The following is a 17,718-nucleotide window of genomic DNA, read 5'->3' on the forward strand; positions in this document are numbered from 1 at the left end:
CGCGTGCGCTGGCGCGGGAGCGGCGCTAAGCTGCAAACGCTCGATCCTCCATGGCGGCCACCCGGTGGCGCCCTCCATGACAAGGCCCCTGGACATGCCAGAAGAAACAACCGAAATCTCCGCGCTCGGCGCCGGCATCGCCGAACCGATGCCGCTGGAGCCCGAGCTGGACGAAGCCCGCAAGGAGCTGGTGCAGCTGCTCAACCACATCACGCAGGGGCAGGACGGCACCATCGTCACCGCCGTGCCCGGCCTGCAGGTGTTTCGCATCAGCAAGCCCGACGGCCCCAAGCACGCCTTCGCCAGCCCGGCGCTGGGGCTCATTGCGCAGGGCTCCAAGCGCATCATCGTGGGCGACGACATCTACGTGTACGACCCCATGCACTACCTGGTGACCTCGGTCGACCTGCCGGTGTGCGGCCATGTGCGCCTGACCAGCGAGCACGAGCCCTACCTGGGCGTGCGGCTGGAGCTGGCCGTGGACGAGATCGGCGAGCTCATCGGCGACGAGAAGCTGCCCGCCAAGGCCAGCAACGCGCCCGCGTCGCGCGGCCTGTACGTCAACCGCATCGCCATGCCGGTGCTCGAGCCGGTGCTGCGCCTGCTGCGGCTGCTCGACACGCCGGAGGACGTGCCCATCGTCGCGCCGCTCATCAAGCGCGAGATTCTCTACCGCCTGCTGGTCAACGGCGAGGGCGCGCGGCTGCGCCAGATTGCACTGCAGGACAGCCACACGCAGCGCATCACCAAGGCCATCAGCGCGCTGCGCGTGAACTACGCGCAGTCGCTGCGGGTGGAGGACATGGCGCGCGCGGTGCACATGAGCGTGTCGTCGTTCCACCACCATTTCAAGGCGGTGACCGCGATGAGCCCGCTGCAGTACCAGAAGCAGCTGCGCCTGCAGGAGGCGCGCCGCCAGATGCTGCTCACCGGCGCCGACGTGGCCTCGGCCGCGCACAGCGTGGGCTACGAAAGCCCTTCGCAGTTCGCGCGCGAGTACGGCCGCATGTTCGGTGCGCCGCCGCTGCGCGACAAGCGCCGCTGGCTCGGCGAGGCGGGCAACGACGCGCTGGGCGCGGCATCGATGGAAGCGGCGTAGCAGGTTCTCCGGGTTCCGCCGGCAAGCTCGAAGTGCGCGCGCGTCCTGCAAAGGGTCGCGCGCGTGTCCGGCGGCGAGCGGGCACGGCGTGGCGACACTGCGGTTTTCCCCCACTGCACAGGCCATGGCCGAATCCAAAGTCGCCATCTACGGCGCAATAGGCGCCAATGTCGCCATCGCCGTCACCAAGTTCATCGTGGCCGGCATCACGGGCAGCTCGGCGATGCTGTCCGAAGGCATCCACTCGGCGGTCGACACCCTCAACGGGGTGCTGCTGCTGGTGGGCATTCGCCAGAGCAAGAGACCGCCCAGCGCCGAACACCCCTTCGGGCACGGCAAGGAGCTGTACTTCTGGAGCCTGATCGTCGCCGTGCTGATCTTCGGGCTGGGCGGCGGCGTGTCCTTCTTCGAAGGCGTGCAGCACATCCGCGAGCCCGAGCCGATGCGCGACCCGACGTGGAACTACGTCGTGCTCGCAGCCGCCATGGTGTTCGAAGGCGCGAGCTTCTTCATCGCGCTGCGGCAGTTCCTGAAGCAGGCCGGCGACACGCCGTTCTGGCAGGCGCTGGACCGCAGCAAGGACCCGTCCACCTACACCGTGCTGGCCGAAGATTCGGCGGCGCTGGCCGGCCTCCTGGTGGCGGGCCTGGGCATCTACTTCAGCCATCGCCTGAACATGCCGGAACTCGACGGGGCCGCGTCGGTGGTCATCGGGCTGCTGCTGGCCGGCGTGGCCGTGGCGCTGATCCGCCAGGCGCACGGGCTGCTGATCGGCGAGGGCATTCGCCCCGAGACGGCACGCGCGATCCGCGAGATGGCGATGGCGCAGCCCAGCGTCGAGGAGGTCGGCCATGTGCTGTCGATGTACGTCGGACCCGACGACGTGCTGGTGGTGGTCGACGTCAACTTTCACGACGACACCGACACGGGCGAAGCGGCGCGCGCCATCGCCGCCATCGAAAAGCAGGTGCGCGCGCGTTTCCCGATGATCAAGCGCCTGTTCATCGAGGCCAGCGACGCGCCCGCCGTCGAAGCGGCGGCGCACGGCGCGACGCAAGGCGCTACGACATGAGCGACATGAGTGGCACGAGTGACGCGAGTGACGCGAGGGACGCGAGGGACGCGAGGGACATCGGCACGCGCGCGCACTAGCACTTCCGGCGATTTCTTGCGTCGACTCGACCATGCAGGTTTTACAGAATTTCGCTATTGTTTCTTCCGCTGCAGCACGCCCGCCTCACGAGAGGCGGAACCCGAAAAACACGGAAAACATACGGAGTAAGCATGCTTTGGGAAAACAAGCTGGCGCAATGGAGTGCCGGGGTGCGCGCTCGTGCGAACCTGCCGGCGCGGCTCACCTTGTGGGATGGCAAGTCCTATGACTTCGGCGAATTCAGCGGCCCTTCTGCCCCCGCGGTCACGCTGCACGTGAAGACGCCCGCGGCGCTGTCGCTGATGCTGCAGCCCACGCTCGACAACCTCGGCGAGGCCTACGTCAAGAGCAAGATCGACATCGAAGGCAAGCTCAGCGACGTGATCGACATCGCCTACGGGCTGGCCAGGACCTCGATCGACAAGCCCGGCGGCGCGCTGCAGAACATGGCGCGCTACTTCGCGCACACCAAGGCGTCGGACAGGAAGTCCATCGAGTACCACTACGACGTGTCCAACGAGTTCTACCAACTGTGGCTCGACACGAACATGGTGTATTCGTGCGCCTACTTCGAGAACGGCGACGAAGACCTGGCCACCGCGCAGCTGAAGAAGATCGACCACATCCTCACCAAGATCGAACTCAGGCCGGGCCAGACCCTGCTGGACATCGGCTGCGGCTGGGGCGCGCTGGTGATCCGCGCGGCGCAGAAGTTCGGCGCGCGCTGCGTGGGCGTGACGCTGTCGCAGAACCAGTTCGACCTGGCGACCGAGCGCGTGCGCGCCGCCGGCCTGCAGGACCGCATCGAGATCCGGCTGCAGGACTACCGCGACGTGACGGGCCAGTTCGACCGCATCACCAGCGTCGGCATGTTCGAGCACGTGGGGCGCAAGAACCTGCCCGAGTACTTCAGGCGCGTGCAGCAGCTGCTGGCCGACGACGGCGTGGTGATGAACCACGGCATCACCTCGTCCGACCCCGAGGGCGGCGGCGTGTCGTACGGCGGCGGCGACTTCATCGACCGCTACGTGTTCCCCAACGGCGAGCTGCCGCACATCAGCCTGGCGCTGCAGGCCATGCAGCAGGGTGGCCTGGAGGCCTTCGACGTGGAGAACCTGCGCCGCCACTACGCGCAGACACTGCGCTGCTGGAGCGATGCCTACGAAGCCAACGCGCAGAAGCTGCACGCGCTGGTCGACGAGGAGAAGTTCCGCATCTGGCGCGTGTACCTGGCCGGCTGCGCCTACGCCTTCGAGAACGACGACGTGGCGATCTACCAGATCGTCGGGCGCAAGGCGGGCAGGGCGGCGAAGACGCTGCCGTGGTCGCGCCGGTACATCTACGAAGGCACCTCGGCGCTGAGCGCGTCTTGAGCGCGGCCCGGTGGCGGCGAGAGCTCCGAGAGCTTGAGCGGCAGACAAGGACTCGCGCCTTGGATAGCATGGCCCGCTCATGAGCTCCACAACCAAAACAACAAGACGCCCCCTGGTCATCGCCGCGATCATGGCTTCCATGGCCATGGTGGCCATCGAGGCGACCATCGTCTCCACCGTGATGCCGCAGATCGCCTCCGAGCTGGGCGGGCTGCACCTGTACAGCTGGGTTTTCGCGTCCTTCCTGCTCGCGCAGACCGCCATGACGGTGGTGTTCGGCAAGCTCTGCGACCTGTACGGGCGCAAGCCCATCATGTTCGTGGGCATCGCGATCTTTCTCATCGGCTCGGTGCTGGCGGGCTTCGCGTGGTCGATGCCGGCCATGATCTGCTTCCGGCTGATCCAGGGCATCGGCGCGGGCGCCATCCAGCCGGTATCGCTCACCATCGTGGGCGACCTGTACCCGGCGCGCGAACGCGGCAAGGTGCAGGGCTACCTGGCCAGCGTGTGGGCCGTCTCGGCGGTGGTGGGGCCGATGATCGGCGCGCTCATCGTGCAGAAGCTGGCGTGGGGCTGGATCTTCTGGATGAACGTGCCCATCGGCCTGGCCGCGGCGGCGCTGTTCTGGCGCTACCTGCACGAGGCGCCGACCGTGCGCCGCTCGTCCATCGACATCGCGGGCGCGGTGCTGTTCACGGTCGGCATCGCGGCGCTGATGATCGCGCTCACCGACTTCGGCATCGGCGACCTGGGCAGTGCGGGCCTGTGGACGGCGGTGTTCGCCGTCACGCTGGTGCTGTTCGTGCTGCAGGAGCGCCGCGCCGCCGACCCGATGGTGTCGCTCAAGCTCTGGGGTGCGCCCATCATCGCCACCGTGAACGGCGCGGCCATGCTGGGCGGCATGGTGCTGATCGGCATCACCACCTTCCTGCCGATGTACGTGCAGGTGGTGCTGCAGCGCTCGTCGGTCACGGCAGGCCTCACGCTCACCATGGTGATGCTGGGCTGGCCCATCGGCGCGACGCTGACGTCGCGCACCTGGCACCGCATCGGCCTGTGGCGCATGGTGGTGGTCGGCGCGGCGCTGATTCCGGTGGGCACGGCGGCGTTCGCGCTGCTGTCGTCCGACAGCACGCCGGCGCTGGCGGCGGTCGGCTCCTTCATCATGGGCCTGGGCATGGGCGTGATGAGCCTGGCCTCGCTCATCCTCATCCAGGAAGCGGTCGACGTGGCGCAGCGCGGCGTGGCCACTGCGTCGAACGTGTTCTCGCGCAACCTCGGCAGCGCGCTGGGCGCGACCTTCTTCGGCGCGGTCTTCAACTTCGGGCTGACGCGCGGCGACGGCGCCATGGCCTTCACCGACGACCAGCTGCGCCTGCTGCTGCAGGGCTCGCACTCCTCGGCGGCCACCGACGCGGGCATTCGCCTGGCGCTGGGCGGCTCGCTGCATCTCACCTTCGTGACGATGCTGGTCGTGAGCCTGGGGGTGGTGGTGCTGGCGCTGCTGCTGCCCAAGGAAGGGCTGGAGAGCCACGCGGTCGGGGCCGCGAACGCGGGGACGGCGGCGCCGAAGTAAGCCTTTGGCGCAGCTTCAGCCTGCCAGCGATTTCTTCATGTACGCCAGGTAGAAGCCGGGCGCGTAGTCGTCGATGCGGGCGTACTCCTCGTAGCCGTGCTTCACGTAGAAGCCGCGCGCCTGCCATTCGAAGGTGTCGAGCCTGGCGTGCTTCGCGCCCAGCGCGATGGCCTGGCGCTCGGCCTCGGCGAGCAGGCGGCTGCCCAGGCGCGCGCCGCGCACGTCTTCCTCGACGAACAGCACTTCCACGTTCAGCCAGTACAGAAACACGAAGCCGCGGATGCCGCCCAGCAGGCGGCCGTTCTCGTCGCGGGCATCGACGCGGATGTATTGCTGCTCCGGGTACTCGCCGACCGCGCCGTAGTTGAAGTGGCGCAGCTTGCGGCCGAGTTCGCCGGAGCGCAGCTGTTCGGGCGTCGGGGTCGAGAAGGTGAGGTTCATGACAGTCGGGGCCAGGCGTGTTCAGAGGCGGCATTCTGCCCATGCCCATGCCCATGCCCATGCCCATGCCCATGCCCATGCCCACGCGCCGCATAACGTTGCGCACTTTCCTTCTTTGTGCCCCGCGCCCTCCATTGATACGGTCGCTCTCTTTGCATCACGAGGCAACCGACCATGGGCGCGAGAGATTTCGAGGGGCAGCTTCTGTCGGGGGCCGACGGCACCGTCCGGCACCAGGCCGATGTGCTGGTGATCGGCGGCGGTCCGGCGGGGGCCTGGGCCGCGGTGAGCGCGGCGGCGCAGGGCGCGCGCGTGGTGCTCGCCGACAAGGGCTTCTGCGGCACCTCGGGCGCGACCGCGCCTTCGGGCACCGGCTTGTGGCATGTGTCGCCCGATGGCAACGCACGTGAAGAGGCCAAGGCCAGCCGCTACGCCATGGGCGGCCAGCTGGCCGAGCACGCGTGGATGGACCGGGTGCTCGCGCAGACCTGGGACAACGTCGAGCGGCTGAAGGACTGGGGCTACCCCTTTCCGGCCGACGACCAGGGCGCACTGCGCTGCACCTCGCTGCAGGGCCCCGAATACATGCGGCTGATGCGCAAGCGGGTGAAGGAATCGGGCGCGCGCATCCTCGACCACAGCCCCGCGCTGGAGCTGCTGGTGGACGAACACGGCACCGTCTGCGGGGCCACCGGCGTGAACCGCCAGCGCGGCGACACCTGGGTGGTGCGCGCCGGCGCGGTGGTCATCGCCACGGGCGGCTGCGCCTTCCTGAGCCGCGCGCTCGGCTGCAACGTGCTTACCGGCGACGGCCAGCTGATGGCGGCCGAGGCGGGCGCGGCGCTCTCGGGCATGGAGTTTTCCAATGCCTACGGGCTGGGGCCGGCGTTCTCTTCGGTCACCAAGTCGCTGTTCTACAACTGGGCCACGTTCTACACGGCCGAGGGCGTGGCGATCGAGGGCGCGGGCTCGTCGAAGGGGCGCGGCGTGATTGCGCAGACCCTGCAGTCGCAGCCCGTGTTCGCCTGCCTGGACCGCGCCGACGCGCAGATCCGCGCCTGGATGCGCACGGCGCAGCCCAACTTCTTCGTCTCGTTCGACCGGCAGGGCATCGACCCGTTCACCCAGCATTTCCCGGTGACGCTTCGGCTCGAAGGCACGGTGCGCGGCACCGGCGGGCTGCACCTGGTCGACGACACCTGCGCAAGCTCGGTGCCCGGCCTGTACGCGGCGGGCGACGCGGCCACGCGCGAGCTGATTTGCGGCGGCTTCACCGGCGGCGGCAGCCACAACGCGGCGTGGGCGCTGTCGTCCGGTTTCTGGGCCGGCGCGGGTGCGGCGGCGTTCGGGCGCGATGCACGCGCCAGCAGCAACCGCACGGCATTGCGCGCAGGCGGCGTGGCGCTGTCCACGCGCGGAGCGACACCGTTCGACGCGCAGGAGGTGATCCGCGCCGTGCAGGCGGAGGTCTTCCCCTGCGAGCGCAACTGGTTCCGCGAAGGCGACGTGTTGCGCGATTCGCTCGGGCGGCTCGATGCGCTGTGGGCGCGCCTGCGCACCAGCGCGCCCGCCGCCACGCCCACCGAGGCCGTGCGCGCACGCGAGGCCGCGGCCATGCTCGCCACCTCGCGCTGGATGTACCGCAGCGCCTTGCAGCGCACCGAAACCCGCGGCATGCACCGCCGCCGCGAACACGTCGTGCTCGACCCCGCGCAACGCCACCGCCTGCTCAGCGGCGGGCTGGACGAGGTGTGGGTGCGGCAGCAGGCCGTGAAGGAGCTCGCATGATCGAAGTCATCAGCGCCGAACGCTGCACCGCCTGCAACATCTGCGTGAACGCCTGCCCGACCAATGTGTTCGAGGCGGTGGCCGGCGGCCCGCCGCGCATCGCCCGCCAGGACGACTGCCAGACCTGCTTCATGTGCGAGCTGTATTGCCCCGAAGACGCGCTCTATGTCGCGCCCATCGCCGACCGCAGCGCCACCGCCGAAGAGCGTGACGCCGCCGCGCAGGCGCTGATGGGCAGCTACCGCAGCGCCATCGGCTGGGGCAAGGGGCGGCAGTCGACGGCGTCCGCCGATGCGAGCTTCGAATTGCTGCGCCGCGCGCACTGACTCTTTTCTTTTTCTTCCTGTGAGTTCATCAATGTCCGATCTTTCCGGTCGCCGCCGGTTGCTACGTGGCGCAATGGCCGCGGCCGCCGCCAGCGCATTGCCCGCTTTCTCCATCGCCCAGGGCGCCGGCCAGGTGCTGCGCCTGGGCTACATCGGCCCGGGCAAGAAGCCCGCGAACGCCACCGGCTGGGCCTTGCGCCAGGGCCACCTGCAGCGCGAGCTGGCGGCGCTCGGCTTCAAGGACGTGACCACGCGCAATTTTCCGAACGGGCCCGACCTGAACGAAGCCTTCGTGGCGGGCGCGCTGGACGTGGGCATCTACGGCGACACGCCGGCCATCGTCGCGCGTTCGCGCGGCCTGGAAACCCAGCTCGTCGGCTTCGACGCCGTGGGCATGAACGTGTGGCTGCTCACGCCGCGCAACGGCGTGCGCAGCGTGAAGGCGCTGGAGGGCCAGACCATCGGCGTGGCGCGCGGCTCGTACATGCACCGCTACGTGCTGGGCCTGCTGAAGGAGCACGGCCTGCAGAAGTCGGTCAAGGTCATCCACATGTTCCCGCGCGACGGTGAAGCGGCGCTCGACCAAGGCTCCATCGCCGCCTTCGCCGCGCAGATCGACGTCGGTCCGCTGCTGGCCTCGCGCGGCTACCCGGTGATCGACGAGGCCGACAGGCATCCGACGCTGCGCGGCACCTCGGTGATCGTGGCGTCGAACAAGCTGCTTGCGGCGGCGCCCGGGCTTCCCGCCGCATGGACGCGCGCGCGCCGCACCGCGCTGCAGGAGATCCGCCGCGACAGCGATGCGTACTACGCCTTCCATGCGGAGGTCAGCGGATTTCCGCTGGACGTGGTGAAGGTGTCGCACCCGCTGTCGCAGTTGCCCGAGGCGGCGTACCCGGCCGAAGGGCTGGCGCTGCTCGACGAGGTCAAGAAGTTCCTGCTGGCCGAGAACCTCGTGAGCCGCGACTTCGCGCTCGCGCAATGGCGCGCACCCGAAGCCTGAACATCGGCCAGCCTGCATCCCGGCGCCGCCAAGCACGCGCTCGCGGCGTGGGCATGCTTGCAGCCCCGCGCAGGCGCGGGCATCCTCGAATGTCCCGTGCCGCCCAGGCATGCGGCCTTTCTCATTCACCCATCGTCAAGACAAGACACACCCATGACCTACCACGCCGACTCCAAGCGCTACGACGCCATTCCCTACCGCCGCGTCGGGCGCAGCGGGCTCGTGCTGCCTGCGATTTCGCTCGGGCTCTGGCACAACTTCGGTGACACCACCTCCATCGCCACGCAGCGCCAGCTGCTGCGCACGGCCTTCGACCTGGGCATCAACCACTTCGACCTGGCCAACAACTACGGCCCGCCCTACGGCAGCGCCGAGACCAACTTCGGCCGCCTGCTGCGCGAAGATTTCAAGGCCTACCGCGACGAGCTCATCATCTCTAGCAAGGCCGGCTGGGACATGTGGCCCGGCCCCTACGGCAAGGGCGGCGGCTCGCGCAAATACGTGCTCGCCAGCCTCGACCAGAGCCTGCAGCGCCTGGGCCTGGACTATGTCGACATCTTCTATTCGCACCGCTTCGACCCCGACACCCCGCTGGAGGAAACCGCCTCCGCGCTGGCCCAGGCCGTGCAGCAGGGCAAGGCGCTGTACATCGGCATCTCGTCGTACTCGGCCGGCAAGACGCGCGAAATCGCCGCGTTGCTGCGCGAGTGGAAGGTGCCGCTCTTGATTCACCAGCCGGCCTACAACCTGTTCAACCGCTGGATCGAGAAAGACCTGCTGGCCGCCACCGACGACCTGGGCGCGGGCGTGATCGCCTTCACGCCGCTGGCGCAAGGCCTGCTGACGGACAAGTACCTGAACGGCATTCCCGACGATGCACGCATCAACCGGCCCGGCGGCGGCTCGCTCAAGCAGGAGCACCTGTCCGAGGCCAACGTGGAGCGTGCCCGCGCGCTCAACAAGATCGCGCAACGCCGCGGCCAGACGCTGGCGCAGCTCGCGCTGACGTGGACGCTGCGCGACCCGCGCGTGAGCTCCGCGCTGATCGGTGCCAGCCGGCCCGAGCAGATCGTCGACAACGTGGCGGCGCTGTCGCACGCGCCCTTGAGCGCCGAGGAACTGGCCGAGATCGACATGTACGCGGTGGAAGGCGGCGTCAACCTGTGGGAGAAGCCGTCCACCGATTTCGCGTGAAGCGGTCAGCGCATTGAGCGCATCAGGAAACTTGGAATCCGTCTTTGGCAAAGAGGGCGGTGCTGCGCAGAATCGGCAGAAGCGTTCATTCGATCACTGCCATGTTATTTCGCACCCTTCAAGTTTCCCCGGCCGCGCAGGCGCGCCAAGTTCTCGCGCTGACGGCCAAGGCCTGGCGCATTCCGCAAAGCTCGCCGCGCGCGGTGGCCCGCCGTGCGCCGCACGGCTACGTGCCGGCGCGCGCGATGCGCAGGCTGCACGCGGCTGCCGTGCTGGCCTTGTTGCCGCATTCATGGTGAACTCGTCTCCAGGTGGTTGAACACCGAACCTGGAGATACCAACTGATGCTGATTGTTCTTGGCGGCTTGCCCGGCACCGGCAAGACCACCATCGCGCGCGAAATCGTCGCGCTGCTGCCTGCCACTTTCCTGCGCATCGACACCATCGAGCAGTCGCTGCGCTCGGCCGGCGTGTTGGCCGGTGAGGTGGGGCCTGCGGGCTATGTGGTGGCGTATGCACTGGCTCGCTCGAACCTCGCGTTGGGGCACCACGTGGTGGCCGACTGCGTCAATCCGTTGCCGGTAACGCGGCAGGCCTGGCGGGCCGTGGCGGTGGAGGCTGCTTCGCAGATCCTGGAGATCGAAGTCGTGTGCTCGGATGCCGATGCGCATCGGCGTCGCGTCGAGCAGAGAGTTGTCGATGTACCGGGCCTTGTACCGCCGACCTGGGCGTGCGTGCAGCAGCATGACTACTTGCCGTGGACCACGCAGCGCCTTGTGATCGACACGGCTGCGGTCAGCGCGCGCGAGGCGGCGCACGCCATCGTCGTCCGGGTGCGGAACGACACGTCCGCAACCACGGCGTCGTGCCCGTTCAGCGGCGATGCCGCTTAGGACGAGGCCTTCTTCGACGGCTTGGACGGCTTCGACTTGCCGGATCTGTTGAGCGCAATCGCCTCGCGGACCAGCGCCTTGAACGCGGCCGCATTCACTGCTTCCCCTTCATGGATGTCGATCGCGCGGCGGGTGTTTCCGTCGAGACTCGAATTGAAGAGGCCGGCCGGGTCCTTCAGGGAAGCGCCCTTGGCGAAGGTGAGCTTCACGACCTTCTTGTAAGTCTCGCCCGTGCAGAGGATGCCGTCGCGCGACCAAACCGGCGTGCCCATCCACTTCCACTCCTCGACAACGTCCGGGTCCGCCTCGTGCACGAGCTCGCGCATTCGGGCAAGCGTGTCGCCGCGCCAGTCGCCGAGGTCGGCGATTTTTTTCGAGATGAGTTCCGATGCGGGCGGGTCCTGGATCGCTTGCGACTTTGTCATGGTCTTGGTGATGGTCATGATCATGGTCGTGATCGTGGTCCTGGAAGCCAGGCAGGGATTCGGCGCCGTTCGATGGCGCGCGCCTACTTGAAGATCAACGCCATCGCGTCTTCGAAAGCCGGGATGTCCGTGGCCACGTGACCGGTCGAATAGGTGTTCTCCACGAGCGTGAACCCCGGGTATGCGCGCTGCAGGAGCTTCTGATAGATGTGGTCTACCTGCGCGTAGTTGCAAGTCGCGGTGACGTCGCACCGCGCGAGGATCAGGGTCGCAGGCAATGTCTTGTTCTTCCGGGCGTCGTACATCTTCTGTTCGAGGTCGTCGATCTGCGCTTCCTGAAAGCCGTACGACCCCTCGAACGACAGGAAGTACGAAAAGGTGAGCGAATTGCTTCCACCTTCGAGGAACAGCGCAATCCCCGTCATGCTTCCACTGAGCGAATGCCCGGTGAGCATGCGCCTGGACACGTCGGCGCGGTACTTGGTTTCGATGTAAGGCACCAGCTCGGTCGTCAGGAAGTCGTGGTACGCAAGGGCGCCGGGGAAGGTGTAGTCGGTGTTCCTGCGTGCCGTGTTGCCGATGCCCACCAGGATCGCCTCCACGCCGCGCCGCTCGAGGATGGCTTTCAAGTTCGCGAACCGTCCGTTGGGTGCATTCGCAGCGTCACCGTCCATCGCATAGATGATCGGGAACTGCGCAGAGGAGCCGTCGTAAGAGGGGGGCACGTAGATGTTGAGCGGGTACGTCGCGCCGGTGCGCGCCGACTGGATGCTGTCGGCTGCCGTGCGGCCTGCCGGGGCCTGCGTTGGCGCAGCGGGCGTCGTGGTGACGGGTGCGGCGGGAGGAATGAAAACGCCGCCACCACCGCCACCGCCGCCTCCACCACCCCCACCTCCGCACGCTGCCAATGCGCCGAGGAGCGCACAACTGACAACCAAGATGAGTAGCCGCTGTGTGAGTCGCATGAAGATGTCCTGTTCCGAAAAAAAGTAGGCGTTGCAGTGGATCGCGGACGCAGCGTAGCGCGGCGCACCACGCGGTCAATGCAAATGCAGCGTGCGCAACAAACTTTCGACGCCGGCAAGGCGTGCGCCTGGGGTGTTCATAAGCCAAAGCAATTAATTACACGAAAACTAGATACCAAAGTCCGCATGCGTTTGCATCGCTGTGCCACCTGCGCATTGACGAGCTCGCGCGCCTCGGGTTTCGAAGCAGAGGATCCGTCGCTTTTCGGACTTTCCTGACGAGCCAAGTCAGGTTCTAATGCGCCCCGTCTTCGACTTTCACTCCGCCATGACATCGATGCCGTCGGCGTGTGCGCAACTGTCGCTCGCACAGCAGTTTTTCCGGGCGGGCCAGCACCACCAGGCGGAGGCGTTGTTGCGTCAACTGGCCGCCGTCGACCAGCACAACCCGACGGTCCACGAACTGCTGGGCTACGTGTGCGGCAACCAACGCCGTATCGAGGAATGCGAGGCGCATCTGCTCGACGCCTCACGCTCGCCGATCTGCTCGGCGGAGGCGCTTTACTACCTCGGCAAGGTCCAGATCGAGCGGGGTCGGTGCCGCGCCGCCATCAGCTCGCTGCAACGGGCGCTGCACAAGGCGGGGGAGTTCTTCGAAGGGCTGCACGAGCTGGGCGTGGCACACAGCGCCATCGGCGACCACGAGCGCGCGCGCGACTTCTTCACCCGCGCCGATCGCAAGAGGCCGGGCTCGCACGAGCTGCACACCAACTTGGCGAGCACCTTGCGCGAGCTGAACCGCAACGCCGAGGCGCTCGGCTACTACGACCGCGCAACCTCGCTGTATGCCGGGTCGTTCAGGGCATGGGCCGGTCGGGCGCAGGTGCTCTGCACCCTGGGACGCCACGCCGAAGCGGTGGACAGCTACGACCGCGCACTGAAGCTGTTTCCCGGTGACGTCGCCGCGCTGATGAACCGCGCGAAATCGCTGATCGCCCTGGGCCGAAACGACGATGCGCTCGCGAGCTACCGGCGCATGGCGGCGCTGCCACCTTCCGACGACTACGCCCGGGGCCACCTGCTGCTGGCCGCCTTGCATGCGTGCCGCTGGGACGGCTGGCGCGAACTCGTTGCAGACACCGTCAGGCGGGTCGATGCCGGTGAGAAAGCTGCGCCACCTTATGTTCTTCTGGCTGTGCCGGCCGGTCCGGCCACGCAGTTGCGCGGCGCACGCGCCTGTGCGCGCGCGCTGTACCCGCCCAAGGCTCCGGCGGCGCCCGCTGTGGCGCGCGAGCCGGGACGCAAGCTTCGCGTGGGCTATTTCTCGAGCGACTTCTACGACCACGCGACCGCGCAGTTGATCGTCGGAATGCTCGAGCATGCAGACCGAGAGCAATTCGAGTGGTACGGGTTCGCCATCGGGCCGGCGGTGGCCGACGCGATGACTCGGCGCATTGCCGGCGCCTTCGACCGCTTCATGACGGTGGAAGGCGAGAGCGACCTGCGAATCGCCCGAATGGCGCAAGACCTCGGGCTCGACATCGCGGTGGACCTGAACGGGTTCAGCGAGGGCGCCAGGCCCAACATCTTTGCCGCGCGTGCCGCCCCGGTGCAGGTCAACTACCTGGGCTACCCCGGGACCATGGGCTGCGACTACATCGACTACATCGTCGCGGACGCGCACCTGATCGGGCCGGAGGACTGCCCGCACTACACGGAGAAGGTCGTGCTGATGCCCGGCTGCTACCAGCCGAACGACGACCGCAAGCAGATTGCGGCGGTCGACGCGGACCGCAAGCATTCGGCTTGCCGAGAGATGGCTTCGTCTTCGCCTGCTTCAACAGCCTCTTCAAGGTGACGCCGGACGCCTTCGACGTCTGGATGCGGATACTCGGCAACACGCCCGGCAGCGTTCTGTGGCTGCTGCAGGGCAGCGAGAGCGCGTCGGCCGCGCTGCGGGCAGAGGCCGCCAGCCGCGGTGTCGGTCCCGATCGAATCGTCTTCGCCAGGCGCGCGCCATTGGCCGAGCATCTTGGCCGGCATGTGCACGCCGACCTCTTCCTGGACACCTTCCACTACAACGCCCACACCACGTGCAGCGACGCGCTGTGGGCGGGCCTGCCGGTGCTGACTTTGCGGGGTCAGACGTTCGCGTCGCGCGTGGCGTCCAGCCTGCTGCGCACCATCGGGCTGGAGGAGCTGGTGACCGACAGCGTGCAGGCTTACGAAGCGGCCGCGCTGGCGCTTTCAGCCGACCCGCAACGCTTGCGCGGGTTGCGTGAGCGACTCGGCCGCAACCGGAGCGCTTCGCCGCTGTTCAAGCCTAAGGCGTACGCCCGGCACATGGAGGCGGCGCTTGCAGCCATGTGGGAGCGGCATCGGAGCAACCTGCCGCCCGAGCACATCACGATAAGAGATTGAAACCAAACAGCAGGTTGGTGGAGGCGCGAACGACGTCGCGAAATTCAGCCTGTCGATGCGCCAGGACCCAAGGCCAGGCTCATCGGCTGCACCATGAGACCCGAGTCTTCACGCAGCGGCTCCAGCACACCGACGGGGCGGAAGCCGCAAGCCACGTACAAGCGCATCGCCGGCGTTTCCGCAGCAGTGACACCCAGACGAACACGGTTCGCTCCGACGCGTTCGGCCCAGGCAATGGCCTCTTCGAGCAAGGCACGGCCGGCGCCCGCGCCGCGCGACACAGGATCGACCCACATCTGAAACAGGTCGGCCACGGCCGGCTCATCGGACGACAGCTTGCACCACACCAGGCCGCAGGCGTCCTGGCGATCGAACGCAAGAAGCACGCGGTCCTTGCCGGAGGAGGTTGCCGCGGCAATCCGGTCGGCCCACATCGCATCGGTTCTTTGCGCTTCCGCCGCATAGGTGCTGCCAAAGGCATCGGGAGTGTCACGCAGCGCCCGCAGGCGCAGGTCGCGATAGGTCATCCATTGGTCGGGTTGCGCTGGCTGCACTGAAATCAAGGAACCGTCCTCTGTCGGAAAAATCAAGGGTTTGAACTGGCGGTCCAGGCAACGCTATGGCGCATGAACGCGGAACGCCAGATAGAAGACCAAGGCCAGCACCGCGCCGATGACGGCCAGCGCCGTCTTCCACGACATGTCCATGTCACTGGAGGCGCGATGCGGTGCGGCACCGATGCGGTCCAGCCTCGATCGCCGCTCTGCGGGGGTGGCGAGGAGGAGACTGAAGATCCCTGCCACGCCGAGCAGCACGAGGGCTGCCCCGATGATCATGAACCCCCAGACCTCTGTGGCGAACGTGAGGGGGAATTCCCCATCGACGGTTGCGACAAAAGGCTGGGCTCCCTTTCGCCGGACGGTCACTTGTCCGGCGCGCCATGCCGTCAAGCCATGCAGGAAGGTGAAAGCACCCAGGGCGAACATCGCCACGATCACGAAGAACAGCTTGAGGATTCGCAAGAACATGCTTTGGTACTCGCCTCAGGAAATGGAACTGCAGGTGCGGGGCGCGGCTGCCGTGCGCCGAATGTAGCGCGCCGAAGCGCGCCCCGAGCCGACCCGCAATCCCCAACTATCGATAGAGGAATTCAGCGCAACCGCTGCGCGCGATGCCCAAGAGAATTCGCAGCAATTCTTCTCTGGGGCGTTTTCGGGCGCTTTGAACCGAGGAGCAAGAGAAAAGAACGAGGGGGAAAAGAGCAGGTTGAGTTCGAGGTGGGTCGGTATCGCGCGGCGTTCGCGCCGCGCGATGGGCGATCTTTGGCGGGCCCGCTGGGGCCCGTTTTTTTTGGATCAGCCCTGCACCGGGGACACGCCGAGCAGGAAGTCCGTGACCTCTTCGGAGAACCAGTAGCGCTGGCTGCCGACGAGCACGCTGTCGGGCGCCTGCGGGTCCGGCCGCGCCCCCGGCATGCCATGCGCCACGAGCGCCTGCGCGCAGCCGAGCCAGTCGCCCCCGGGCTCGGGCTCGTTCAGCGACGCCCACGACAGCGTGCCGCGGGCGTCGTCGCCAAAGCCGTGCAGCGTGCGCCAGTCCGCGCCGTGCTCGAGCAGGAAGCGCGCGAGCGCCACGTCGCCGCGAAACACGGCCTGGTTCAGCGCCGAGCCGTCGATGTCGCCGCCGCGCACTTCGAGCGGCCAGCCGAGCGCAACCATCGTCTTCACCGCGTCGCCGCAGCCCTGGGCCGCCAGCTCGGGCAGCAGCTTCAGGCGGGCGTCGCCGAGCGTGGCGATAAGGCCGGGGTGTTGGGCCTGGATTTGCCGCGCCGCCGCTTCGTCAGCGCGCGCGCAGGCGGCGACGAAGGCCTCGTCCGGCGGCAGCGGCGTGCTGTCGCCGACCGCGGCCTCCAGCAGCCGCGCCACTTCGGTCAGGCCGAAGCGCAGGGCCACCAGGCGGGCGGGCGTGCCGTCTGGCAGGGTGGCGGCCGGATCGGCGCCCGCGGCCAGCAAGGCCTCGATGTGGGCCGGCGAGCGGCGGCGGCGAATCGCCCACAACAGCGGCGTGCCCCAATCCGAAGACGGTGGACCCGGCGCCGGCTCGTTCGCGTCGCCGCCGTGCGCGAGCAGCAGCCGCAACGTGGCTGCATCGTCGAAGTCGAGTTCGCGGTACAGCGCGTTGGAGCCGGTGACACGCGCGCCGGCCTGCAGCAGCAACAGCGTGCATGCAGGCTGCGCCAGCGAGTGATAGAGCGACTCGCCGTCGTTCGGGTCGGCGCCCGCGCCGAGCAGCTGCTGCGTGAGCACGGGGTCGTGGTTCTGGCCGGCCGCACCGTACAACGCGCTGAGGCGTTCGGTGTCGGAGGGCGCAGCCAGCGAGGCCGGCGGCCAGCGGCTGCCGGCCGACTGGTTGGCATCGGCGCCGGCCTCGAGCAGGTAACTGGCACACGCACGCAGGCGATCGCGAAAGGCCGGCAGGCGCAGCAGGCCCGAGTGCGTCACGGCCACGAGCGGCGACAGGTTCAGCGGTCCGCCCGCGCGGTGTATCCAGCCGGGGTCCTGCGCGGTGGCCCGGCGCAGCGCGGCCTCGTCGCCGATTGCGCAGGCCAGCCAGGGATCGCTGCCGGGCAGGGCCGGGTCGTCTTCGAGCATGCGCGCCGCCACTGCAGGCCGCGCGCGGTAGTTGCCGCCGGCGATGTCGCCCGCATACACGAGGCGCAGCCAGTGCAGCACCGCGCGGGCCGGGTCGTCTGCCTGCGCCCTGCGCGCGAGCACGAAGCCCTGCAGGTCGGCCCACGACGCGAAGCCGTGTTCGCGCGCCACGCAGGACTGTGCGTCGTGCAGGCGAAGGCCGAGGGCTGCGATGGTGATGGGGTTCTTGGCCGCCGCTGCCGGCAGGGCATCGCGAAAGCGGGCGAGGGCCGCGGGGTCGTGGCTGCGGTAGAGCGCCAGCAGTTCCTTGGCTTGTTTCTTCAGGTGGCCGATGTCGGGCCGGGCGGGAATGCGCTTCATGAAAACCTCCGTGCATCAGACGCCGATGACCCGCAAATCCGGCTGCACAA

General features: G+C 68.0%; 18 protein-coding genes. 12 read left to right on the plus strand and 6 right to left on the minus strand.

Annotated features, from left to right (window positions below):
- The first annotated feature begins 94 nt into the window (after positions 1 to 94).
- The 4 genes from AC0IYU_RS00825 (at position 95) to AC0IYU_RS00840 (ending at position 5,201) form a co-directional block, all read left to right on the plus strand.
- Positions 95 to 1,099 (plus strand): AraC family transcriptional regulator, encoded by a 1,005-nt coding sequence (locus AC0IYU_RS00825; RefSeq protein ID WP_472111855.1) that lies wholly within the window; start codon positions 95 to 97, stop codon positions 1,097 to 1,099.
- A 124-nt stretch (positions 1,100 to 1,223) separates the two neighbouring features.
- On the plus strand, positions 1,224 to 2,171 hold the full coding sequence (locus AC0IYU_RS00830; protein ID WP_472111858.1) for a cation diffusion facilitator family transporter: 948 nt from the start codon (positions 1,224 to 1,226) through the stop codon (positions 2,169 to 2,171).
- Between the two features lie 212 nt (positions 2,172 to 2,383).
- Positions 2,384 to 3,625, plus strand: coding sequence for a class I SAM-dependent methyltransferase (locus AC0IYU_RS00835; RefSeq protein ID WP_472111861.1), 1,242 nt, complete (start codon positions 2,384 to 2,386; stop codon positions 3,623 to 3,625).
- A gap of 79 nt (positions 3,626 to 3,704) precedes the next feature.
- On the plus strand, positions 3,705 to 5,201 hold the full coding sequence (locus AC0IYU_RS00840; RefSeq protein WP_472111865.1) for an MFS transporter: 1,497 nt from the start codon (positions 3,705 to 3,707) through the stop codon (positions 5,199 to 5,201).
- Positions 5,202 to 5,216: 15 nt separating this feature from the next.
- Here AC0IYU_RS00840 and AC0IYU_RS00845 read toward each other — a convergent pair whose 3' ends face one another.
- Positions 5,217 to 5,642 (minus strand): GNAT family N-acetyltransferase, encoded by a 426-nt coding sequence (locus AC0IYU_RS00845; RefSeq protein ID WP_472111868.1) that lies wholly within the window; start codon positions 5,640 to 5,642, stop codon positions 5,217 to 5,219.
- A gap of 174 nt (positions 5,643 to 5,816) precedes the next feature.
- On the opposite strand from AC0IYU_RS00845, the gene AC0IYU_RS00850 reads away from it, so the two are divergent.
- The 6 genes from AC0IYU_RS00850 to AC0IYU_RS00875 all read left to right on the plus strand — a co-directional run bounded on the left by AC0IYU_RS00850 (position 5,817) and on the right by AC0IYU_RS00875 (position 10,846).
- Positions 5,817 to 7,430 carry an FAD-dependent oxidoreductase gene (locus AC0IYU_RS00850; protein ID WP_472111871.1) on the plus strand — a complete coding sequence of 538 codons (1,614 nt, stop codon included), beginning with the start codon at positions 5,817 to 5,819 and terminating at the stop codon, positions 7,428 to 7,430.
- Entirely contained in the window at positions 7,427 to 7,756 is a 330-nt protein-coding gene (locus tag AC0IYU_RS00855; protein WP_472111873.1) for a 4Fe-4S binding protein, read from the plus strand. The genes AC0IYU_RS00850 and AC0IYU_RS00855 overlap by 4 nt, the downstream gene beginning before the upstream one ends.
- Positions 7,757 to 7,787: 31 nt before the next feature.
- Entirely contained in the window at positions 7,788 to 8,759 is a 972-nt protein-coding gene (locus AC0IYU_RS00860; RefSeq protein WP_472111875.1) for an ABC transporter substrate-binding protein, read from the plus strand.
- A gap of 153 nt (positions 8,760 to 8,912) precedes the next feature.
- A complete protein-coding gene (gene mgrA / locus AC0IYU_RS00865) occupies positions 8,913 to 9,953 on the plus strand; it encodes an L-glyceraldehyde 3-phosphate reductase (protein ID WP_472111878.1) in 1,041 nt (346 codons plus the stop codon).
- Positions 9,954 to 10,054: 101 nt separating this feature from the next.
- Positions 10,055 to 10,252, plus strand: coding sequence for a hypothetical protein (locus AC0IYU_RS00870; protein ID WP_472111881.1), 198 nt, complete (start codon positions 10,055 to 10,057; stop codon positions 10,250 to 10,252).
- 45 nt (positions 10,253 to 10,297) lie between these two features.
- The gene (locus tag AC0IYU_RS00875) at positions 10,298 to 10,846 is read left to right on the plus strand and encodes a P-loop nucleotide/nucleoside kinase family protein (RefSeq protein ID WP_472111884.1); all 549 of its coding nucleotides are present in this window, start codon (positions 10,298 to 10,300) and stop codon (positions 10,844 to 10,846) included.
- Here the strand turns inward: AC0IYU_RS00875 and AC0IYU_RS00880 are convergent.
- The gene (locus AC0IYU_RS00880) at positions 10,843 to 11,271 is read right to left on the minus strand and encodes a DUF1801 domain-containing protein (protein ID WP_472112709.1); all 429 of its coding nucleotides are present in this window, start codon (positions 11,269 to 11,271) and stop codon (positions 10,843 to 10,845) included. The two genes, AC0IYU_RS00875 and AC0IYU_RS00880, sit on opposite strands and share 4 nt — an antisense overlap.
- A gap of 83 nt (positions 11,272 to 11,354) precedes the next feature.
- Complete coding sequence (locus AC0IYU_RS00885; protein WP_472111887.1) at positions 11,355 to 12,236, minus strand: alpha/beta hydrolase; 882 nt, start codon at positions 12,234 to 12,236, stop codon at positions 11,355 to 11,357.
- Positions 12,237 to 12,564: 328 nt separating this feature from the next.
- On the opposite strand from AC0IYU_RS00885, the gene AC0IYU_RS00890 reads away from it, so the two are divergent.
- Together AC0IYU_RS00890 and AC0IYU_RS00895 are read left to right on the plus strand one after the other, a co-directional pair.
- Positions 12,565 to 14,094: an O-linked N-acetylglucosamine transferase, SPINDLY family protein gene (locus AC0IYU_RS00890; RefSeq protein WP_472111889.1), complete on the plus strand. Its 1,530-nt coding sequence runs from the start codon at positions 12,565 to 12,567 to the stop codon at positions 14,092 to 14,094.
- Entirely contained in the window at positions 14,043 to 14,657 is a 615-nt protein-coding gene (locus AC0IYU_RS00895) for an O-linked N-acetylglucosamine transferase family protein (RefSeq protein ID WP_472111892.1), read from the plus strand. The genes AC0IYU_RS00890 and AC0IYU_RS00895 overlap by 52 nt, the downstream gene beginning before the upstream one ends.
- 44 nt (positions 14,658 to 14,701) lie before the next feature.
- On the opposite strand, the gene AC0IYU_RS00900 is transcribed toward AC0IYU_RS00895, so the two are convergent.
- The 3 genes from AC0IYU_RS00900 to AC0IYU_RS00910 all read right to left on the minus strand — a co-directional run bounded on the left by AC0IYU_RS00900 (position 14,702) and on the right by AC0IYU_RS00910 (position 17,668).
- The gene (locus tag AC0IYU_RS00900; RefSeq protein WP_472112712.1) at positions 14,702 to 15,211 is read right to left on the minus strand and encodes a GNAT family N-acetyltransferase; all 510 of its coding nucleotides are present in this window, start codon (positions 15,209 to 15,211) and stop codon (positions 14,702 to 14,704) included.
- 63 nt (positions 15,212 to 15,274) lie between these two features.
- On the minus strand, positions 15,275 to 15,685 hold the full coding sequence (locus AC0IYU_RS00905; protein WP_472111895.1) for a hypothetical protein: 411 nt from the start codon (positions 15,683 to 15,685) through the stop codon (positions 15,275 to 15,277).
- 327 nt (positions 15,686 to 16,012) lie between these two features.
- Positions 16,013 to 17,668 (minus strand): ankyrin repeat domain-containing protein, encoded by a 1,656-nt coding sequence (locus tag AC0IYU_RS00910; protein ID WP_472111898.1) that lies wholly within the window; start codon positions 17,666 to 17,668, stop codon positions 16,013 to 16,015.
- Between the last annotated feature and the right edge of the window lie 50 nt (positions 17,669 to 17,718).

The organism is Variovorax sp. AC103, assembly GCF_979254005.1.